The organism is Halomonas sp. PAMB 3232 (assembly GCF_031954225.1).
Taxonomy (GTDB): Bacteria; Pseudomonadota; Gammaproteobacteria; order Pseudomonadales; family Halomonadaceae; genus Vreelandella.
This window is the reverse complement of the sequence record NZ_CP134865.1, coordinates 3,511,256-3,531,902: the sequence shown is the minus strand read 5'-3', so window position 1 is coordinate 3,531,902 and position 20,647 is coordinate 3,511,256. Positions and strand designations below refer to the sequence as shown.

General features: G+C 64.6%; 17 protein-coding genes. 7 read left to right on the top strand and 10 right to left on the bottom strand.

Features of this window, described 5'->3' with window-relative positions:
• Window positions 1-24: 24 nt before the first annotated feature.
• Window positions 25-840: a motility protein A gene (locus tag RN346_RS16250; RefSeq protein WP_263585804.1), complete on the top strand. Its 816-nt coding sequence runs from the start codon at window positions 25-27 to the stop codon at window positions 838-840.
• A 4-nt stretch (window positions 841-844) separates the two neighbouring features.
• Window positions 845-1,507 (top strand): OmpA family protein, encoded by a 663-nt coding sequence (locus RN346_RS16245; RefSeq protein WP_311961708.1) that lies wholly within the window; start codon window positions 845-847, stop codon window positions 1,505-1,507.
• Here the strand turns inward: RN346_RS16245 and RN346_RS16240 are convergent.
• From RN346_RS16240 to uvrA, 3 genes are all read right to left on the bottom strand, one after another.
• Window positions 1,504-2,052, bottom strand: a complete 549-nt coding sequence (locus tag RN346_RS16240) for a hypothetical protein (protein WP_311961707.1) — start codon at window positions 2,050-2,052, stop codon at window positions 1,504-1,506. The two genes, RN346_RS16245 and RN346_RS16240, sit on opposite strands and share 4 nt — an antisense overlap.
• Before the next feature lie 41 nt (window positions 2,053-2,093).
• Window positions 2,094-2,837 carry a Crp/Fnr family transcriptional regulator gene (locus RN346_RS16235; protein ID WP_311961706.1) on the bottom strand — a complete coding sequence of 248 codons (744 nt, stop codon included), beginning with the start codon at window positions 2,835-2,837 and terminating at the stop codon, window positions 2,094-2,096.
• 123 nt (window positions 2,838-2,960) lie between these two features.
• Window positions 2,961-5,792: an excinuclease ABC subunit UvrA gene (gene uvrA / locus RN346_RS16230; RefSeq protein WP_263585808.1), complete on the bottom strand. Its 2,832-nt coding sequence runs from the start codon at window positions 5,790-5,792 to the stop codon at window positions 2,961-2,963.
• Between the two features lie 231 nt (window positions 5,793-6,023).
• Between uvrA and RN346_RS16225 the strand changes: the two genes are divergently transcribed.
• The 4 genes from RN346_RS16225 (at window position 6,024) to RN346_RS16210 (ending at window position 9,897) form a co-directional block, all read left to right on the top strand.
• A complete protein-coding gene (locus RN346_RS16225; protein ID WP_263585809.1) occupies window positions 6,024-7,406 on the top strand; it encodes an MFS transporter in 1,383 nt (460 codons plus the stop codon).
• Between the two features lie 157 nt (window positions 7,407-7,563).
• Entirely contained in the window at window positions 7,564-8,184 is a 621-nt protein-coding gene (locus RN346_RS16220) for a single-stranded DNA-binding protein (RefSeq protein WP_263585810.1), read from the top strand.
• A gap of 55 nt (window positions 8,185-8,239) precedes the next feature.
• Window positions 8,240-9,139, top strand: a complete 900-nt coding sequence (locus tag RN346_RS16215) for a sugar nucleotide-binding protein (RefSeq protein ID WP_311961705.1) — start codon at window positions 8,240-8,242, stop codon at window positions 9,137-9,139.
• A complete protein-coding gene (locus RN346_RS16210; RefSeq protein WP_263585812.1) occupies window positions 9,136-9,897 on the top strand; it encodes a 1-acyl-sn-glycerol-3-phosphate acyltransferase in 762 nt (253 codons plus the stop codon). The genes RN346_RS16215 and RN346_RS16210 overlap by 4 nt, the downstream gene beginning before the upstream one ends.
• Before the next feature lie 239 nt (window positions 9,898-10,136).
• Here the strand turns inward: RN346_RS16210 and fabB are convergent, their stop codons facing one another.
• From fabB to RN346_RS16185, 5 genes are all read right to left on the bottom strand, one after another.
• Window positions 10,137-11,354, bottom strand: coding sequence for a beta-ketoacyl-ACP synthase I (gene fabB, locus RN346_RS16205; RefSeq protein ID WP_263585813.1), 1,218 nt, complete (start codon window positions 11,352-11,354; stop codon window positions 10,137-10,139).
• A gap of 12 nt (window positions 11,355-11,366) precedes the next feature.
• Entirely contained in the window at window positions 11,367-11,882 is a 516-nt protein-coding gene (fabA, locus tag RN346_RS16200) for a 3-hydroxyacyl-[acyl-carrier-protein] dehydratase FabA (RefSeq protein WP_252105831.1), read from the bottom strand.
• 166 nt (window positions 11,883-12,048) lie between these two features.
• A complete protein-coding gene (phrB, locus tag RN346_RS16195; RefSeq protein WP_311961704.1) occupies window positions 12,049-13,455 on the bottom strand; it encodes a deoxyribodipyrimidine photo-lyase in 1,407 nt (468 codons plus the stop codon).
• A 79-nt stretch (window positions 13,456-13,534) separates the two neighbouring features.
• Complete coding sequence (locus tag RN346_RS16190; RefSeq protein ID WP_263585815.1) at window positions 13,535-14,455, bottom strand: MerR family transcriptional regulator; 921 nt, start codon at window positions 14,453-14,455, stop codon at window positions 13,535-13,537.
• Window positions 14,456-14,629: 174 nt separating this feature from the next.
• Window positions 14,630-15,628: an FAD-dependent oxidoreductase gene (locus RN346_RS16185; protein ID WP_311962732.1), complete on the bottom strand. Its 999-nt coding sequence runs from the start codon at window positions 15,626-15,628 to the stop codon at window positions 14,630-14,632.
• A gap of 198 nt (window positions 15,629-15,826) precedes the next feature.
• Here RN346_RS16185 and RN346_RS16180 point away from each other — a divergent pair, with 198 nt between their 5' ends.
• The gene (locus RN346_RS16180; protein WP_311961703.1) at window positions 15,827-16,735 is read left to right on the top strand and encodes a TIGR01777 family oxidoreductase; all 909 of its coding nucleotides are present in this window, start codon (window positions 15,827-15,829) and stop codon (window positions 16,733-16,735) included.
• Between the two features lie 35 nt (window positions 16,736-16,770).
• On the opposite strand, the gene rapA is transcribed toward RN346_RS16180, so the two are convergent.
• Window positions 16,771-19,710, bottom strand: a complete 2,940-nt coding sequence (gene rapA / locus RN346_RS16175) for an RNA polymerase-associated protein RapA (RefSeq protein WP_311961702.1) — start codon at window positions 19,708-19,710, stop codon at window positions 16,771-16,773.
• Between the two features lie 104 nt (window positions 19,711-19,814).
• Window positions 19,815-20,618: a TlpA disulfide reductase family protein gene (locus tag RN346_RS16170; protein ID WP_311961701.1), complete on the bottom strand. Its 804-nt coding sequence runs from the start codon at window positions 20,616-20,618 to the stop codon at window positions 19,815-19,817.
• Between the last annotated feature and the right edge of the window lie 29 nt (window positions 20,619-20,647).

The following is a 20,647-nucleotide window of genomic DNA, read 5'->3' as shown; positions in this document are numbered from 1 at the left end:
ACCCCAACCGGCGAGGAGCCGTCGATGAACCCCTCTACCCTGATTGGAATAGGCGCCAGCATCCTCTTGCTGGTGAGCGTGCTGTTCTTTACCGCAGAGTCCGCGGCAAGCTTCATCAACCTGCCCGGGCTTGCCATCGTCATCACCGGCACGCTGGCGGCGACCTTCATCAGCTATCCGCTCAAGGAAGTGGTGCGCGTGGTACGCCTGGTGGGGCTGGTATTTCGCCGCGAGAATACCTATGTGCGCGACGACATCGACGAGCTAGTCTCCATGGCCAGGCTCTGGTTCAAGGGCGACGTGCGCGCAGTGGAGCGCGAGCTCGAACACACCCGCAACCCGTTTTTGCGCACCGGCATCCAGCTCGTCATCGCCAACACCAAGGAAGACGAGATCTTTGACATGCTGCGCTGGCGTATCGCCAGGCTCAAGGCCCGCGAGCACGCCGAGGCGCAGATCTTTCGCACCATGGCGACCTACGCGCCGGCGTTTGGCATGATCGGTACCCTGGTGGGGCTGGTCAACATGCTCGAAGTCATGGACGCCGGGGATCTCGAGGTGATCGGCCCGCGCATGGCGGTGGCGCTTCTCACCACCTTCTACGGCATCCTGCTGGCGAACCTGGTGTTCAAGCCGGTGGCGGTGAAGCTCGAGCGGCGCACCGAGGAGCGCTTGATCACCATGAACATGGTGCTCGAAGGCATTTCGCTGATCACCAAGCGCCGGCTGCCGTCGTTCATCGAAGAGACGCTGAACTCGTTCGTGGCCAACTACCACGACGAGATCAACGACCCCCACGTGAAGCCGCGCCCGGGCAGCGGCGTCGCGGCGAAAGGCTAGCGCCATGCTCAATTGTGACGCCCGCCACGCGCTGGAAACGCCCTTTACCGGCGGCGACGGCGAGGAGGGGTGGCTGACCAGCTACCTCGACGTATTGACCCTTCTGATCACGCTGTTCGTGCTCCTGCTGGCACTGACGCCGGCGGGTAGCGGCGGCGAGGCATCAAACGAAGGCCAGGGCCTTCAGCCGCTCTCCTCGGGAATCTTGCCGCGCGACAGCGGTCTATCGCCGGCCATGGCCGCGCTCGACATTCAGGGCGTAAGCGTCAGCCAGGGGCGCGAAGGCGTGACCCTGCGCATCGACGACAGCCTGCTGTTCGCCAGCGGCGCCGCCGAGTTGACCCCCCAGGGAGAAGGCGTGCTCGAGCGATTGAGCGAGGTGATCGACACCTTCGAGGGCGAGGTGTCGGTGGAAGGCCATACCGATAACGTGCCGATTTCGACCGCGGCGTTCGCCTCCAACTGGGAGCTTTCGACCGGGCGGGCGATCGCGGTGGTGCGCCATCTCGAGCAGGAGGGCGTGGCGCGGCAGCGGCTACGCGCCGTGGGCTACGCCGACACGCGCCCGCTCGCCGGCAACGACACGCGGGAAGGGCGCGCCGCCAACCGCCGCGTCGAATTCGTGCTGCGAACTCCCGCCCCGGAGCCGGCGCGGGTTACGCCTTAAGCCCCGGCGCAGCGTCGCTGCATCTCCTGAATCGCCTGGCCGGCGCCGTCGAGATCAAACGTCATGGTCCAGGGCGTGGCACTCCCCTGCTCGAAGCCGATGAACAGCTGCTCGCCTTCACTCATGCGCGCCAGTAGCGCGTCGAGCTCGCCCAGGTAGAAGTGGCTGTAGAAGCCGTCATCCCCCTCTTCGACGATGAACTCCGCCATGGTCTCCATGATCGGCGTCTGGTCGACGCGCAGCCGCGCCGGGACCAGGTTCACCGCGCGGCTCTCGGACTGCGTCTCTTTTAGGGTCACGCGTAGTTCGAGCCAGGGCAGGTGGCACACACCTTCGGTAGCGTTCACGCTCAAAATGGCGTCCGAATAGCTTTCGGCCTCCAGCGCGCGAAAGTGACGCTGGCCGGCATCGGTGGTCGTCGCGGCGTGCCAGGCGCCGAAGGCGGTGTCATCGCTGACCGGATAGCGCGCCGCCTGGGCGGCGGTGGCGAAAACGAAGAGCCCGGCGACGCCGAGCGCGGCCGCGGCAACAGTGTGAGACGTCATGGGACGGTTCGCCGAGTATTGATGTCGAGAAAAGATACGCATCACTCCGACTGGCCGAGCAGCGGCCGTACGTTGTCGCTTAAGTAACAGTCGTCGAACTCGCCTTCGGCGGCAAGCGCCGCCAGGTCCGGGATGTTGATGTGATGGCGGTCGCGATAAATGAGCCCCGCCTCGCTAAGCGCGGTGAACGTGCGGCTGACGTGCACCGGGCTGAGTCCCAGTACGTCGGCGAGCTGCTCCTGGGAGAGCGGCAGGCGAAACTGCCCGGTCAAAGCCGGGTTGGTCTGGCTCAGGCGGACGTACATCTCGTGGATGAAGTGGGCCATTTTTTGGCGGGCGGTGCGTCTTGCCAGGTTCACCAGCCGCTCGGTCAGAAGCGACTGCTGGCGGCTGCTGATGGCGAACATGACCGAGGTCAGCGGCAGCGACTGGCTGAACAGATCGATCATCCGCTTGTGCGGAAAACGGCACACCACGGCGTCGGTGATGAAGCGCACGTTTTCCAGCCGCTGGGAGAAGGCGAATTCGCGCAGGCCGATGATGTCACCGGGCAGGTACACCTCCATGATGTGACGATCGCCGTTTTCCAAATGGCGATAGGAGTAGGCCCAGCCGCTTCGCAGCGTGCAAAACTCCTGAGCGGGGTCCTTCATCTCCCACAGAAGTGACCCTGCCTTTTGATCGAGCGGGCTCTCTTCGAGCGAATCAAGCAGCTGCTCTTCGTCTTTTGACAACGAGTAATAATGGTTGAAGTGGCGAACAATACAGCTCTTTTCCTGACTCATGCTCGGTGTCTCCTTCTCTTGACTGCGTGCCCGGGCTGTGCCGCCGCTCAGGGCCGGCGGTGACGGCCAAAGGGGAACGATACGGCGGCTTGCCTGACATTGCCTTATCGTTTTTTTATTTTTTCACTTCTTTTTTTGCAATAGCGGCGCCAAAAATTGCCCGGTATGCGAGCCTTTTTTCTTCACCAGCTGCTCCGGGGTGCCCTCGGCGATGATCCGCCCGCCGCCGGAGCCGCCTTCCGGGCCCAGATCGACGATCCAGTCCGCAGTCTTGATCACATCGAGATTGTGCTCGATGACCACGATGGTGTTGCCGTGATCGCGTAGGCGGTGGAGCACCGTCAAGAGCTGGCGAATATCCTCGAAGTGTAGACCGGTGGTCGGCTCATCCAGAATGTAGAGCGTCTGGCCGGTATCGCGTTTGGCAAGCTCGCGGGCAAGCTTCACCCGCTGGGCTTCGCCGCCGGAAAGCGTGGTCGCGCTCTGACCCAGGCGAATGTAGGAGAGCCCGACGTCCAGAAGCGTCTGCAGGCGCCGCGCGATGGCCGGTACCGGGCTGAAGAACTCGAGACCCTCCTCGACGGTCATTTCCAGCACGTCGTGAATGTTCTTGCCCTTGTAATGAATATCCAGGGTTTCGCGGTTGTAGCGCTTGCCCTTGCACACGTCGCAAGGCACGTAGATGTCCGGCAGAAAGTGCATTTCTACCTTGATCATGCCCTCGCCCTGGCACGCTTCGCAGCGTCCGCCCTTGACGTTGAAGCTGAAACGCCCGGGCTTGTAGCCTCGCGAGCGCGCCTCCTGGGTGCCGGCGAACAGCTCGCGGATCGGGGTAAAGATGCCCGTGTAGGTTGCCGGGTTGGAGCGCGGCGTGCGCCCGATCGGGCTTTGATCGATGTCGATGACCTTGTCGAGCTGGTCGAGCCCTTCGATGGCGCTGTAGGGCGCCGGTGTCATGGTGGTGGCCCGGTTGAGATCGCGGGCGGCGATCGGCATCAGGGTGCCGTTGATCAGCGTCGACTTGCCCGAACCCGATACCCCGGTGATGGCGATGAACAGCCCCAGCGGCAGCGTAAGCGTGACATTTTGCAGGTTGTTGCCCGTCGCCCCGCGCACCACCAGCTGCTTTTCCGGATTGCCGGGAATGCGATACGGCGGCACGGCGATTTCGCGAGTGCCGCAAAGGTACTGCCCGGTCAACGAGTTCTTGTTGTCCATGATGTCCTGGGGCGTGCCCTGGGCGACGATCTCACCACCGTGCACGCCGGCACCCGGACCGATATCGAGGACGTGATCGGCGGCGCGGATCGCGTCCTCGTCGTGCTCGACGACGATCACGGTGTTGCCCAGGTCGCGAAGTCGCTCCAGCGTCTTTAACAGGCGATCATTGTCGCGCTGGTGCAGGCCGATCGAGGGTTCATCGAGAATGTACATGACCCCGACCAGCCCCGCGCCGATCTGGCTCGCCAAACGGATACGCTGCGCCTCGCCGCCGGAGAGCGTGTCGGCGCTGCGCTCGAGGTTCAGGTAGTCGAGCCCGACGTTGACCAGAAACTCCAGGCGCGAGTGGATCTCGTTGACGATCTTCTCGGCGATCTCGCCCTTGCGCCCGGGAAGCGCGAGGTTGGCAAAGTAGTCCCAGGCCTCGCCGATCGGCGTGCGCACGATGTCGGCGATGTTGCGATCGTCGACGAAGACGTGGCGCGACTCGCGACGCAAGCGCGTGCCGTTACAGGCGGTACAGGGCTTCATGGCGATGTACTTGGCCAGATCGTCGCGCACCATGTTCGATTCGGTTTCCCGATAGCGGCGCTGCATGTTGGGCAGCACGCCTTCGAACGCGTGCTCGCGGGTCACCTTGCGCCCGCGGTCGCTGACGTAGCTAAACGGCACGGGTTCGTTGCCGCTGCCGTTGAGAATGATGTCGCGCTGGCGTTTGGAGAGCTCGTTCCAGGGCGTTTCGAGGGCGAAATCGAAGTGGCTGGCCAGCGCCTGAAGCTGGGTGAAGTAGTAGATATTGCGCCGGTCCCAGCCCTTGATCACGCCTTCGGCAAGCGACAGCTCGTCGTGGCTGATCAGCTTCTCCGGGTCGAAATACTGCTGGATGCCGAGACCGTCGCAGGTGGGGCAGGCACCGGCGGGGTTGTTGAACGAGAACATGCGCGGCTCGAGCTCGGAGAGCGAGTAGCCGCACACCGGGCAGGCGAAGCGCGAGGAGAACGCCAGGTCCTCCCGGTCGCCGTCCATGAAGTGGATCATCGCCGTGCCGTCGGCCAGGTTCAGCGCGGTCTCGAAGGACTCGGCCAAGCGCTGGGCGATATCGTCGCGCACCTTGAAGCGATCCACGACCACGCTGATGTCGTGTTTCTTACGCTTGTCGAGCGGGGCGATGTCGTCGAGTTCGAGGATCTGGCCGTCGATCTGCACGCGCACGAAGCCCTGGGCGCGAAGCTCGGCCAGAAGCTGCAGATGCTCGCCCTTGCGGCCCTTCACCACCGGCGCCAGCAGCATCAGTTTGGTGCCTTCCTCCAGGTTCATCACCTGGTCGACCATTTGCGAGATGGTCTGCGCTTCCAGGTCCTCGCCGTGCTCCGGGCAGCGCGGCGTGCCGGCGCGGGCGAACAGCAGGCGCAGGTAGTCGTAGATTTCGGTGATCGTGCCGACGGTGGAGCGCGGGTTGTGAGAGGTCGACTTCTGCTCGATGGAAATGGCCGGGGAGAGCCCCTCGATGTGGTCGACATCAGGCTTTTCCATCATGGAAAGAAACTGGCGCGCGTAGGTGGAGAGCGACTCCACGTAGCGGCGCTGCCCTTCGGCGTATAGCGTATCGAATGCAAGCGAGGATTTCCCCGAGCCGGAAAGGCCGGTAATCACGATCAGCTTGTCGCGCGGCAGCTCCACATCGATCTGCTTGAGGTTGTGAGTGCGTGCACCTCTGACCAGAATGCTGTCCATCAACACCTCGAATCGCGTGGCAAAAGCGTAATTATAAGTACTTATGCCCCATTACAGCAAAGCGGGCGGGACGCTTTGTCGCAAGGCGAGCGTTTCCAGCGCCGGCGCGAAGCGCTAGAATGGAGGGCTTTTCCAAATCGGCATTTCATCGTCGGTTGTCTTGAAGGCGCGCGTTTCAAAGGCGCCTCGACGGGTACCGCTCGTTCACCTGGTTCTACTTCAAAGGGCACTATGCGCAACCTCTCCACACTGCTGCTGGCTTCCGAGCGCCGCGCAATCAGTGGGCTGGCCGGGCTCTATGCCTCCCGCATGCTCGGGCTTTTCATGGTGCTGCCGGTGCTGGCGCTCTACGCCGACACGCTGTCCGGCGCCACGCCGTTGCTGGTCGGCGTGGCGCTGGGGGTCTACGGGCTCACCCAGGCCACACTGCAAATCCCCTTCGGCCTGCTGTCGGACCGTTTCGGGCGCAAACGCATCATCGCCCTTGGGCTTTTGATTTTTGCGCTTGGCAGTATCGTGGCCGCCAGCGCCGACTCCATTGGCGGCATCATCGCCGGCCGGGCACTACAGGGGGCCGGCGCCGTGGCGGCGGCGATCATGGCGCTGTTGGCGGATCAAACCCGCGAACAGGTGCGCACCGCCGCCATGGCCACCATCGGGCTTTCGATCGGCGTGTCGTTTGCCATCGCCATGGTGCTCGGCCCCTGGCTTGCAAGCCAGGCCGGGCTTGCCGGGGTATTCTGGGTCACGGCGGCGCTGACGTTGCTCGGGCTCTTCGTGCTGTGGCGCTGGGTGCCGCCGGCGCCGCGCCGGCTGCGCCACAAGGACGTGGGCATGGACCGCGCCCAGTTCAAGAGCGTGGCGGCCCGGTGGGATCTGTGGCGTTTGAACGCGTCGATCTTCTCGCTGCACCTGATCCTGATGGCGATTTTCGTCGCGATTCCGTTTCGCCTCGTCGAGGCGGGCGTGTCCATCGAGTACCACGGCCTTGCTTATCTGTCGATCATGGCGCTGTCGTTCGTCGCCATGGTGCCGCTGATGATCCTGGCCGAGAAGCGCCAGCAGATCAAAGCGGTGTGCCTGGTGGCGATCGGCGCGATCGGTCTGAGTTTGGTGGCGCTGGCGCTGCCGATCTCCCACGGCCACGCGCTGTTTGCCGGACTCTTCGTCTATTTCACCGGCTTCAATTTGCTCGAGGCGACGCTGCCGTCGATGCTGAGCAAGCTCGCCCCGGCGGGCGCCAAGGGCACCGCCATGGGGGTTTACTCCACCAGCCAGTTTCTCGGCGCCTTTCTGGGCGGCACGCTGGGCGGGGCGCTTTCCAGCGCCTTCGGTCTGGACGCAGTGTTCGTGGGCTGCGCGGTGCTGGCGCTTGGCTGGTGGCTGTTCATGTGGCGCCTGCCCTCGCCGCCGCCGCTTTCAAGCGAAGTGGTGGCGCTGGGCGACGACACCCATCCGGATACGCTGGAGCTTTTGATGCAGCGCCTCGCCGATGTGGTCGGCGTGGAGGATGTGATGGTGGTGCCGGAGGAGCGGCTGATGTATCTCAAGGTCAATCGCAAGGCGCTCGATCGCGGGGCGCTGGACAAGCTGATTCCCACGGACAAGCCCTGACCGGCACACACAAACAGAGACATCGTCGCGGCGGGATTGGTGATACCCTTAACGCCTGCGAGGACACTGCGCGATCGCCGATGGGCGATCGACGAATACGAGAACCGAACTACCAGTACGGACTTACCAGTACGGACTTACCAGATAGGAGCGAGCCATGGCGCGCGGGATTAACAAAGTCATTTTGATCGGTAACCTGGGTCAGGACCCGGAAGTACGTTTCACGCCGTCGGGCACGGCGGTAGCGAACCTGAATCTGGCGACCTCGGATACCTGGACCGACCGCCAAAGCGGCCAGCGCCAGGAGCGCACCGAGTGGCACCGCGTCGTGCTGTTCAACAAGACCGCCGAGATCGCCCAGCAGTACCTGAAAAAAGGCTCCAAGGTCTACGTCGAAGGACGCCTGCAAACCCGCAAGTGGCAGGACCAGAACGGCCAGGACCGCTACAGCACCGAGATCGTGGCCAACGACATGCAGATGCTCGATAGCCGCGGCGGCGATTTCCAGGGCGGCGGTGCGCCGCAGCAGAACTATCAGAACGGCGCCCCGCAGGGTGGCCAGAGCTATCCTGGCAATCAGCCCAACAACCAGCCCAGCCATCAGAACGCGCCGCCCCAGGGCAATCAGTACGGCGGCGGTCAGCAGAGTGCTCCCCAGCAGGGCGGTCAAGGCGCACCCAATCGCGGTGGCCAAAGCGCGCCGAACGATCAAAACGGCCGCTTCGGCGCGCCGGACCCGGGTAACTTCGACGATTTCGACGACGAAATTCCGTTCTAAACCCCGTCGCTCATGTGATCCACGTTTGGCGCAGTGAGAGAGGAGAGCGTCTGCCTTGAAGCTTTTGATACTGGATGCCGGGCACTGCTTGAGCCTGGCGCTGGCCCGCGAGGCCAGCCGCCGGGCGGATACCGAGCTGGTCATCGAGCAGGGCATGGGCGTGGACGCCCAGGAGCTTGGGGCGATCGCGCCTCATGCGGTGATCATTCCGCCGCTGGCCGAGCCTCACACCATGCCCCCGGCCGACGTGAAGGCCTACGCCGATGCGGTCGATGCGTGCATGGAGGCGTGCAAGGCGCACGGCGTGGCGCTGGTCTGGTGCGTATCGGATCAGCTCTACGAAGAGGGCTTCGAGATTCCGATCGACGAGCACGTGGTGCCCGCGCCGCGTGACGAAAGCCTGCGGCGTCTGGTCGCCACCGGCAATCGGATTCGCGCCGAGTACCACCGCCACTTGATCGTGCGGCTGGGGCCGCTGTTCGCGCTCGACGGCAGCCACGCCTGGCTTGGCGACATCATCGATAGTCTGGTAGCGGGCCAGAGCGTGCGCGCCGCCGAGGACGTGATCTGCTGCCCGACCTCGGCGGACTCCGTCGCCATGGCGCTGATCGGCATGCTCGCTCAGCAGGGATGCGGTGCCGAGGCCTGGGGGGCGTACCACCTGGCGGGCATCGAGCCGGTCAGCGCGTTCACCTTTACCTCGATGGTGCGCACACAGCTCGTCACGCACCTGGAAGGGCGCGGCGAGGCGGTGGCGCTGGGCGAGGTCACGGCGCTGAATCATCATCACGACGCCAAGCTCAGACGCGTGCTCAACTGCCGCCGAGTGCTGGACGTGTTCGGCGTTCATCAAAAGCCCTGGCGGCTGGAAGTCGGTCGAATGCTGGACGCCTGGTGCCTGACCCGCGACCAGAGCCCTCCTGAGCAAGGCCTCGAACAAGGAGAGTCGGCTTGACCAACGTGTTGCGCAGCCTGGTCTTTTATCTAGGCTACTTTACGGTGATGCTCGCCTGCGGCGTGCTGTTCTTGCCACTCACGCCGTTTCTACCGCTGGCCTGGCGCTATCGGCTGCTCAATCTGTACAACTACTTCGTCATCTTCTGGTTCCAGTGCGTGTGCGACGTGCGCTACGACATCCAGGGGCGCGAACATATCCCTGACGGGCCCTGCGTCATTCAGGCCAATCACCAGAGCGAATGGGAAACCGTTTTTCTGCAGGTGATGAAGCCGCCGGTCTGTACCGTGCTCAAGCAGGAGCTTTTACGCATTCCGATATTTGGCTGGGCGCTTCGTTTGTTACGCCCGATCGGGCTCGACCGCTCCAAGCCAGCGCGGGCGATGAAGCAGGTGCTGACCCAGGGCGTGGCGCGGCTGCAAGGCGGGCTATCGGTGTTGATCTTTCCCGAGGGCACTCGGGTCGATCCGGGGCGCCGCAAGCGCTACAACAAGAGCGGCACGGTGGTGGCGTGTCGGGCTGGCGTGCCGGTGCTGCCGGTGGCGCACAACGCCGGCGAGCGCTGGCCCGGGCGCCACTGGGTCAAACAACCCGGCGAGCTGCGGGTCCGCATCGGCGAGCCGATCGAAACCGCCGGGCGCACCCCGGACGAGGTGCTCGCCGAGGTGGAGCGCTGGATCGAGTCCACCCTCGAGGAGATTTCTGACGTGCCCCGCGGCGACCCCGTGGCCATGAGCGTCGCGCCTCGGGCCCGGTAATACACTCGAGCCCGGCTTTTGCGCGGCCCTGGTGTGCTTTAAGTTAGCGGCGGCTGAGGCTGGCGCTGCCGGGTAACCCGTAGCGAGGATCTTTCGCCAGGGAGGGCGAAAGTAGCGTACAGGGAGGTATTCACAGCGGCCCGCGTACGGCGCCCTCGCGTAGGATTACCCGGCATCCCACAGAACAGACCAACAAAAACGGCGCCTCTAGGCGCCGTTTTTGTTGCTGCGTATCACTACTAGTCGGCGTAGCGCTGGAACACCAGACAGGCGTTGGTGCCGCCAAAGCCGAAGCTGTTGGAGAGCGCCCGCTCGATGGCGACGTTATCGCGCCGCTCGGTGACGATGTCGAAGCCGTCGGCCTGCTCGTCGAGCTTGGTGACGTTGGCCGAGGCGGCGACGAAGCCATGCTGCATCATCAACAGCGAGTAGATCGCTTCCTGCACGCCGGTGGCGCCCAGCGAGTGTCCGGTCAGCGACTTGGTCGAACTCATCGCCGGGGTCGAGTCGCCGAAGACTTCGCGAATCGCTTTCAGCTCGGCGACATCGCCAACCGGCGTCGAGGTGCCGTGGGTATTGATATAGTCGATATCGCCATCCACCGTGGCCATCGCCTGGCGCATGCAGCGCGTGGCGCCTTCACCCGAGGGGGCGACCATATCGACGCCGTCGGACGTGGCGCCGTAACCCACGACTTCGCCGTAGATCTTCGCACCGCGCGCTTTCGCGTGCTCGAGCTCTTCGAGCACGACCATGCCGCCGCCGCCGGCGATGACGAAACCATCGCGGGTCTGGTCATAAGGCCGCGAGGCGGTTTCCGGGGTATCGTTGTAGTGGGTCGAGAGCGCCCCCATGGCGTCGAACAGGCACGACAGTGTCCAGTGCTCCTCTTCACCGCCGCCGGCGAACACGACATCCTGCTTGCCCAGCTGGATCTGCTCCATGGCGCTGCCGATGCAGTGCGCCGAGGTCGCGCAGGCCGAGGAGATCGAGTAGTTCACGCCCTTGATCTGAAAGGGCGTGGCCAGGCACGCGGAGACGGTGCTGCCCATGGTGCGGGTGACGCGGTACGGCCCGACGCGACGCAGCCCCTTGTCGCGCAGCACATCGGCGGCTTCGACCTGGTTGGCGCTGGAGGCGCCGCCGGAGCCTGCGATCAGCCCGGTACGCTCGTTGGAAACCTGCTCTGGCGTTAGCCCCGCGTCCTCGATGGCCTGCGCCATCGATACATAGGCGTAGGCCGCGGCGTCGCCCATGAAGCGCAGAAGCTTACGGTCGATCAGCGCTTCAAGATCGATCTGTACGCTTCCGGCCACGTGGCTACGAAAACCGCGCTCGGCATACTCCTCTTTAAAGCGAATGCCGCTGCGCCCGTTTTTCAGCGCGTCCAGAACCTGGTGCTGGTCATTGCCAAGACAAGATACGATGCCCAGGCCGGTGACTACCACTCGTCGCATGGGAGCCTCCTGTTAAAAATTCGCAGTGGAGGTGAATAGGCCAACGCGCAAGTCGTTCGCCTGGTAGATGTCGCGTCCGTCCACGGACACCGTGCCATCGGCGATGCCGAGAATCAGCCGGCGCGTGATGACCCGCTTGATATTGATACGGTACGTGACCAGTTTCGCATCGGGCAGGATCTGCCCGCTGAACTTCACTTCGCCGCAGCCCAGCGCCCGGCCGCGCCCGGGATGACCCAGCCAGCCCAGATGAAAGCCGACCAGCTGCCACATGGCGTCAAGCCCCAGACAGCCCGGCATGACCGGATCCCCCGGGAAGTGGCAGTCGAAGAACCAGAGATCCGGGGTGATATCGAGCTCGGCGATCAGCTCGCCCTTGCCATGCTCACCGCCTTCTTCGTGAATGTGCGTGATGCGATCGAGCATCAGCATGTTGGGTGCCGGCAGCTGCGCATTGCCGGGGCCGAACAGCTCGCCGCGCGAGCACGCCAGCAGTTCTTCGCGATCAAAGGAATGTTGCTTGGTCACTGAATCGTTCCGAGGTTCAAGGTGGACGTTGGCCGTCCGTCGCACCGGCGTTACGCGCCGGGGTCGCCACGAACGGCTGGCAAGGCCATGCCTAGTCTACTTCCGGAAACCGCTGAATGCACGCCATCGTCGATCTATCGTTGAGTCGGCGCGGGCTGTCGGGCGTTCAAAGCGCCTTGAACGCCTCCAGCGCCCGCTGGCGCGCCGCCTTGTGATCGACGATCGGCTCGGGATAGTCGAGCTTCGTTAGCATGTCGCTCGGCGGGGCGTGGCGCGCCTTGGCGGGAAGCTCGGAAAGCTCGGGCAGCCACTCGGCGATGAACTCGCCGTCCGGGTCGAAGCGCGTCGATTGGGTGGTGGGGTTGAAGATACGAAAGTAGGGCGCGGCGTCGGTGCCGGTGGAGGCCGCCCACTGCCAGCCGCCGTTGTTGGAGCAGAACTCGCCGTCCACCAGGTGTTCAAGGAAAAACCGCTCGCCTCGGCGCCAGTCGATCAACAGGTGCTTGCTTAGAAACATCGCGGTGACCATGCGCAGGCGATTGTGCATCCAGCCGGTATTGACCAGCTGACGCATGGCGGCATCGACGATCGGGTAGCCGGTACGCCCTTCGCACCAAGCCTTGAAGCCCTCGTCGTCGTCGCGCCACTCAAGCGCTTTGGTGTGTTCCTGAAACGGCTCGTGGCGTACCACCCGGGGAAAGCCATAGGCCACGTGCTGATAAAACTCGCGCCAGACCAGCTCGTTGACCCAGGTGGTCAGGCCCTTGTCACCATCGGCGAGGTGGCCGCCGTTGTGGCTCATCACCGCCTGCATGCACTGGCGATACGACAGTACCCCGAGGGCGAGATAGGGCGAGAGCTCGCTGGTACCGGCGACGGCGGGGAAGTCGCGCTGCTCGTTATAGCGCTTGGCGCGTTTTTGCAAAAAGCGCGCGAGCGCGTCGCTCGCCGCGTCTTCACCGGGGGGCCACGCCGTCTGATTCACCGGCGTCTGATCGAGTTCGGGCAGCGCCGGGATCGCGTTGTTGCCAATGGAGAGCGCGGCCTGCTTTTTCGGCGCGTCCAGCACGTGCAGCTGCGAATCCTTCAGGTTCTTGTGCCAGGCCTTCGAGAACGGGGTGAACACGCTGTAGTACTCGTTCTTGCCGGTCAAAAGCGTGCCCGGTGCAAACGCAACGGCGTCGTGGTAGCTGTGAGCGGGAATACCTTCGTGCTTGAACGCCTCGAGTACCTGGGCGTCGCGGCGATGCTCGTTGAGTGGGTACTGGCGGTTGAAGTGAAGCCGCTCGATACCGTGCTCGCGGGCGATCTCTAAAAGCGCCTCGGCCGCCTCGTCATAGCGGCCGATATCGCGGTGCAGCAGCGGAATATTGAGCGCGTTCAGGCTCTCTTTCAGCGCGCGAACGCTTCTGTGCCAAAAGTCGATCTTGTTGGCGCCGTGGCCGTGTTCGCGCCACTGCTCGACACTGCGCAAAAACACCGCCACCACCGGGCCCTTCTCGGCGGCGGACGCCAGCGCCAAGTGATCGAAGGTGCGAAGGTCGGTTCGAAACCAGACAAGCTGAAGCGCCATGACTCCCTCCCTGGAGCGTCAAGAACGCCGGCGGTGAAAAGCCGGCGTCAACAAAGTAGTAAATCCGAATAGCAGGGCGTTACAGAATGCCGGATTCGCGCAGCAGCGGGCGCAGCCGGGCGATTGCCTGAGGCAGGTCGTCGCCGAGCATATGAACATCGCTGTCGCGCAGATCGACATCGCGCTGGCGGGCGACTTCGCCGCACACGCCAATCGGCACGCTCAGCGACGTGGCGGCGCGCGGTAGTGCCTGGCGGATGAAGTCATCGTTTTCGCGCTGGCCGCTGGTCAATAGCACCATCGAGCAGTGCAGCCGCGTTACCGCCTGGGGCAGGTCCTCGAGCGCAAGCGAATGGTCGAGAAGCTGAACCCGATAACCCTGTTCGCTCGCCATCAGCGCCGTCATCAGCACCCAAAGCGGACCCGGGTCGTCGGGCATGGCGTTGAGCAGAATCAGCGGACCGCGGGTGGCCTGGTTGGCGTAGTGAAGGCGAATGCCGACCTGGCTTCGCAGAAACGCCTCCAGCGAGCGGCGCACCAGGTCATCCGGTTCGATCGCCCACTTCGCCTCCAACGTTGAGATCACCGGCTGCCACAGCTCGTTGACCGCGGTGCTCAGCGGATAGAGCGCCAGGCTTTGCTGATAGAGCGACTCGAGTTTGGCCAGATCGATCGCCTCGATAGTGGCCAACAGCTGCTGGCGCTGGCTGGCCCAGTCGCCGGCATCCGGGGCTGGGGTCTCGACGGTTTCCGGCTGGTCGAGCAGATCCGCCACCTGGCTGACCGGCACCCCGCGATTGAGCCACTGCAAGATCCGCTCGATGCGGATGATGTCGTCCTGGGCGTAGAGCCTATGGCCCTTGGGTGTGCGCTGCGGGCAGATCAGCCCGTAACGGCGCTCCCAGGCGCGCAGGGTGACCGAGTTTACTCCCGTCAGTCGGGAAACTTCCCGAATCGGGTAAAGTGGCGTATCGGGTGGGTGGGTCGCCTTCTTGCTCATGGGCGCCATTGCCTCTTGGTTGCCTCGGGCCGATGCCCCAGGGATCTTTCATGAATGGCGGCGGCGCGCAGCAAAGATGTGTCTGCTCGCCGTCTGGTATAACGTTAAAGCCTTTTTTGGTAGCGTACTTTGTACAACTTTTTGACGTTGGGTACAACCTTGCGCAGGCTAACGTTATACGGACGTTTGATTTCGGTAACTCTCTGGTAGCTCTGCCAATGCATTTCCAAGCTCCCGCCCGGAGAGCCAGGCATCCTCGACACGGCTGCCGCGAAAGCTCTCACCACATAGCGCAAGGCCCTGTTCACTGTACAAGTATGACTCGTGACCGGGCGCGCTTGCCTGAGCGTAGCGCCAGCGGTGAGCGCCCAGCTCGACGATGTCGGGCAGCTCAATGTCGCGCGGTAAAAGCGAGCGAAAGGCGGCGTAGAGCGCGCAGGCGACTTCGCCCGCAGGGCGCTCGAGCATCTGCTCGCTCCAGTCGAGCTGGGCGAGCAGGCTGAGGCTTTCCGGCTGGTGCTCGCGGCCGGGCTTGGTGTGGTTGCGCGATACCAGTCTGAGCGCTGCGTGGCGCGCGTGCAGCGATTCCCAATGGATGACGCTATCGATCGGCGGCAGCGGCGTCTTGAACACCACGTAACCGGCCCAGCAGCTTCGCTGAGCGCGCGCGCTGCACGCTTGTGCCAGCACTGGATCCCACTCGCCGATCAGCGCCTCGGCCTGGGGGGGCGGAGCGGTGATCACGACCGTATCGAAGGTGCCGAGCGGCTGATGGTGATCAGCACAAAGCGCCCAGCCGCGCTGGCCATCGCCTGGTTTCGTCAGCGCCTGAACGCGGGTGTCGAAGTGGGTCTTCACGTGTTTAAAACGCGTAAGGCGGTTGGCGAGTTCGCGGGTGATCGCGCTCATGCGTGGAGCGCCTGTATAGCGGCGCTGGTCGTCATCCAGCCTCGTCCAGCCGGCGTTGCCGGCCTCGAAACTGACGCCGGGCCAGCGGGCGACGACACCCTGGTTTTCGAGGGATTCGATCAGCTGCAAAAACCGCGCGTCGCGCACGGTAAAGGTCTGGGCGCCCAAGTCCAGCGTGGCGCTCGGGCGGCGCTTGCTGGCCATGCGCCCGCCCGGGCCGCGCGCCTTGTCGAACAGAGTCACGTTGATGCCTCGTTCGGCCATCGTTTGAGCGCAGGCAAGGCCTGATATGCCGGCGCCGATCACGGCAACGCGTTCAGGGCGAGCGGCTCGGCGCGCTTTTTCGGGCATAAATCCTCGCGTGAATGGATGACACTCAATATACTTATCGTAGCATTTTAGTACAGCATTTGTGTAACTAACCGTCTGCGGGCTGAGCCTGCGGACGAAAGGAGGTTCTGGATGCGAATACTCGTCACCGGCGGCACGGGCTTTGTCGGCAAGCGTCTGTGTGAAAAGCTGATCGACGGCGGCCACCAGGTCGACGTCGTATCGCGCTCGCCCTCTCAGGCGGCTCGCGGGCTACCGCGGGAGTGCAACGCCGGCAAGAGCGCGATGGCGTTCATCGATACCCCGCCGGACGCCATCGTCAATCTGGCCGGCGAGCCAATTGCCGGCAAGCGCTGGAGCGATGCGCAGAAAAAACGCCTGATCAGTTCGCGGGTCGAGGCCACTACGGCGCTGGTCGAGTTCTGCAAGGCGCTGCAAAAAGCGGACAAGCCGCTGCCTGCGGTGATGGTCAGCGGCTCGGCCATGGGGTACTACGGCGATCAGGGCCAAAAGAAGGTGGACGAAGAGACGCCGCCGCACCCTGAATTCGCCCATCGGCTCTGCGCCCAGTGGGAGGCGGCCGCCGAGCCCATCAAGGCGCTCGGGGTAAGGCTTGCGATCCTGCGCATTGGCTTGGTGCTCGACGAAGGTGGCGGCACGCTCGCCAAAATGCTGCCGCCATTCAAGCTGGGCCTGGGCGGGCGTTTCGGCGATGGCCGCCAGTTCATGCCCTGGGTGCACCGGGAAGACCTCGTCGAGGCGATTCTGTACTTGATCAACAAGTCCGGGCTCGAAGGGCCGTTCAATGCCGGCGCCCCGCACCCGGTCACCAACCGGGAGTTCAGCCAGACCCTGGCGCGGCACCTCAACCGCCCGGCGATCTTTCCGGTGCCCGCCTTCGTACTGAAGGCGGGGCTTGGAGAGATGTCGCGGCTGTTGCTGACCGGGGCGGACATGCGCCCGGAGCGCCTGCACGCGGCGGGCTTCAACTTCGGCTACCCGACCCTCGACAAGGCGCTGGCCGATATACTCGACGACTGACCGCACCACGCACGGTGAGGTCTGCCCGGCGCCGATCAGGCGTTGGGGTCGACGGTGATCACCACCCGCACCGCGTCCAGACGCAGCCGGGTGGCGTCGATCGCTTCCATCAGCGCGTCGCGCTCGCGCTCAAGTGCCGCTAGCTCTTCGTCGCGCACCGCCGGGTTGTGCTGGGAGAGCGAGCGCAGCCGGTCGAGTTCGCCGTCCAATTGGGCGCGCATCTTCTCTCGCGCCTTTTCTAAAAGTCCCGGCAGCGCTTTTTCCGCCTCCTCTTCGCCCTGGCTCAACAGCGTGCGCAGCTCACTCACCCGGCTCTTGATCAGGTCGCGGGCCATCGACTTGTTGACCTTCTGGACGTTCTTCGAGAGCCCGGTGAAGGAGATGTTGGCGGTCAGGTTGGCGCCGGATTCGTCCATCAGTACGCGCACCGCCGTGGGCGGCAAAAAGCGATTGAGGTGCAGCGCCTTCGGCGCCGGGCAGTGGGTGCAGAACACCAGCTCCGCCATCAGCCGCCCGCTGGGGATGGCGGGGTGGCGCAGCAGCGCAAGCGCGGTGTTGCCCATGGTGCCGTCGATCACCCGGCCCATCATTTCGCGCACCAGCGGGTGCTCCCAGCCAAGCCGGTGCACGTCGTCGCGGGCCAGCGCCACGTCGCGCCGGTAGGTGGCGGAAAACCCTTCCTCGCCTTTCACCAGCCCCGGCAGGCCGTCGAGCATGTGCGAGCCTGGCGCCAGATAAAGCAGGTCGTTGCCGATCTCCTGGCTGTCGACGCCGAACACGTCCAGCGCCCGTTCGACATAGCGCGGCAGGGCAGTATCCTCGTCGAGCTCGCGCACCGCCTCGACCACCTGCTCGGCGCGCTCACTCCGACAGGCGTTGAGTTCCAGCAGGCGGTTACGCCCGGCTTCGCGCTCGGCCATCTTCTCGGTGAAGAAGGCGCGTGTGTCAGCGATGATCTCGTCGAGCGCCTCGTCGTCCAGAAGCGCATCGGCCAGCGCATCGCCGAAGGTCTCGAACAGCTCGCTGCCGACGCCGTGGGGGGCGGCGAAGGCACTCATGCCTTCGTGGTACCAGCGTAAAAGCCGCTCGCCGGGCGAGGCGCTGAAGGCGGGCACGTGCAGCTCGATGGCGTGGCGCTGGCCGATCCGGTCGAGGCGCCCGATACGCTGTTCGAGCTGATCCGGATGCTGGGGCATGTCGAACATCACCAGATGCCGGCAGAACTGGAAGTTACGCCCCTCGGAGCCGATCTCCGAGCACACCAGCACCTGACAGCCCTCTTCCTCGTCGGCGAAGGCCGCCGCGGCGCGGTCGCGCTCGATCAGCGAGAGATCCTCGTGGAACACCGGCGCCTGATAGCCGCCGAGCACGCGCAGCGCCTCGGAAAGGCCTTCGGCGGTTTCGCGGTGGTGCGCGATCACCAGCACCTTGTCCCCGGCCAGGCCCTCCTCACCGGTGTCGGCGAGCTTCTCGAGCAGCCAGTTCACCCGCGGGTCGATCTGCCACCAGGGCTCGCCATTGAGCGGGTCATCGGAGAGCGCGCGGTAGGTGGCGTCCGGGTAGATCAGCACGTCCGGGTGATCCATGCCGGTTTCGATCAGAAGCTCGTCGAAGTAGTCCTCGTCGCGCTCGACCCGGCGCAGCACGCGCCGGTAGGCCGAGGGCAACTCCAGCGTGCTCTGGTGCAGACGCCGCTCGGGAAAGCCGCCCACGTGGCGGCGGCTGTTGCGAAACATCACCCGGCCGGTGCCGTGCCGGTCGAGCAGCGCGTCGCGAAGCTTCGTTTTGGCCTCTGCCCTGGCGTCGTCGCTTTCGCTTTCGCTACACAGCGTGTCGAGCAGCGCCTGGCCGTCGGCGTCATCGACCACCGCCGCCACCCGCTCGCGCTCGGAAGGCAGGGCGTCGAGCGCCTCGATGGCACCGGCCACCTCGACGTAGTGCGCCTCCTCCTGCTTGAAGCGCGCGATATCGTGGTAGCGCTCCGGGTCCAACAGGCGCAGGCGAGCAAAGTGGCTCTCCAGGCCCATCTGCTCCGGGGTGGCGGTCAACAGCAGAAGGCCGGGAATCTGGCCGGCGAGCTGCTCGACGCAGCGATAACCCGGGCCGCTTTCGCCGTCGGCGTGCCAGTCCAGGTGGTGCGCTTCGTCGACGATCAACAGATCGAAGTCGCTCTCAAGCGCCTGGGCCTGGCGCGCCTCGTTGGCGAATAGCCACCCCTGGCTTGCCAGAATCAGCTGGGCGCTCTCGAACGGGTTGGCGCCGGCTTGAGCCTGGCTCTGGGTTTCGTCGAGCAGCGTGACGCTGAGCGAGAAGCGGCGCAGAAGCTCCACCAGCCACTGGTGGGTGAGGCTATCCGGCACCAGCACCAGCGCGCGGGAAACGCGCCCGGCCAGCAGTAGCCGGTGCAGAATCAATCCGGCTTCGATGGTCTTGCCAAGGCCCACCTCGTCGGCGAGCAGTACCCGAGGGGCGTGGCGGCGCGCGACTTCGTCGGCGATATAGAGCTGGTGAGGGATCAGGTCGATGCGCGGGCCGCTAAAGCCGAGGGCTTCGTGCTGCTCGATACGCTGATGGTGGTGCAGCGTGCGAAAACGCAGGTCGAACCAGTCGTTGCGATCCACTTGGCCGGTCAAGAGACGGTCGCGGGCCTGGTTGAACTGCATGGTGTCGGCCAGGCGCGTTTCGGGAAGCTCGCGGGCGACGCCGTCGTCGTCCAGGCCCTGGTAAATGATCAACCCCTGGCGCTCGCTGCTTTCGCTGACGGTGATCTGCCAGCCATCGGCGGCGATCACCCGGTCACCGCTACCGAATACCACCCGGGTCAGCGGCGCCTGACGGGTGTTGTAGGTGCGGGTTTCCTGACTGGCACTGAACAAGATGGTCACGCTGCGGGCGTCGCAGTTGAGTACGGTGCCCAGCCCAAGCTCGGCCTCACCGTCGCTGATAAAGCGCTGGCCGGGGGTAAAATCGCTCATGATGCCTCAAGGAAGTTCAAAACGGGGCGAGCCGCCTGCGTTCAGGCGGCGATAGGGCGGGGGATTCTAACGCAAAGGCGGGGCGGTATTAAGCGGTGAGTCGCTTAATTATCGAGCCAGCGGTCGAGCTCGGCGCGGGTCAGCTCGCCGACGTGGACTTCCTGGGTGCGGCCATCGGCGTCGAACAGCACGGTGGTGGGCAGGCCCGGGGCTTCGAAACGCGCCATCAGCGTTTGGCTCGGGTCGCGCAGCGCCACCTCGAAGGAGAGCGCCTGCTCGTCGAGATAGCGCACCACCGGCAGCAGATCCTCGCCCTGATTGACGATGACGACGCTCACTCCCTCCAGGCCGTCGGCCTGCTCGAGAAGCGGCATTTCGCGCCGGCACGGCGGGCACCAGGTCGCCCATAGATTGACGATCAGCCGGTCGCCGCGCGCGGCCAGGTCCGGCAGGTAAACCGGTTCGCCGTCGAGGTTTTCAAGCGTCACCTCGGGTAGCGCGCTCACTGCAAAGCGCTGCTCGTCCACGCTCACCATGACCGCCACCAGCCAGAGCGCCGAGCTGAGAATCAGCAGGATGACGGCGATGCCTAGCGCCTTGAGGCTGTTGCGCAGCGACCAGGCGCACCACAAGAGCCCGGCCAGAAAACCGCCCAGCGGGTGATAGCCCGGCTGCCAGAGTTTGAGCGCCTCGAGCGGGGCATCGACAAAGCTTCCCATATTGAGCAGCACGTAGCCCACCCGCGCGCCCACCAGCCAGCAAAGGATTAGCCCGCTGAACCAGCGGCTTTTTTGTCGCGCGGGAAGCGGCAGACAGTAGCGGCTCGTCAGCAGCAGCAGAAGGGCGGCGCCCAGGGCGAACAGGCGAGGCAGCGAAAGAAGGAGCGGGCCGAGGGCAATCGCGTTCATGGTTTTCCCGTTGAGCAGTTACACTGGGG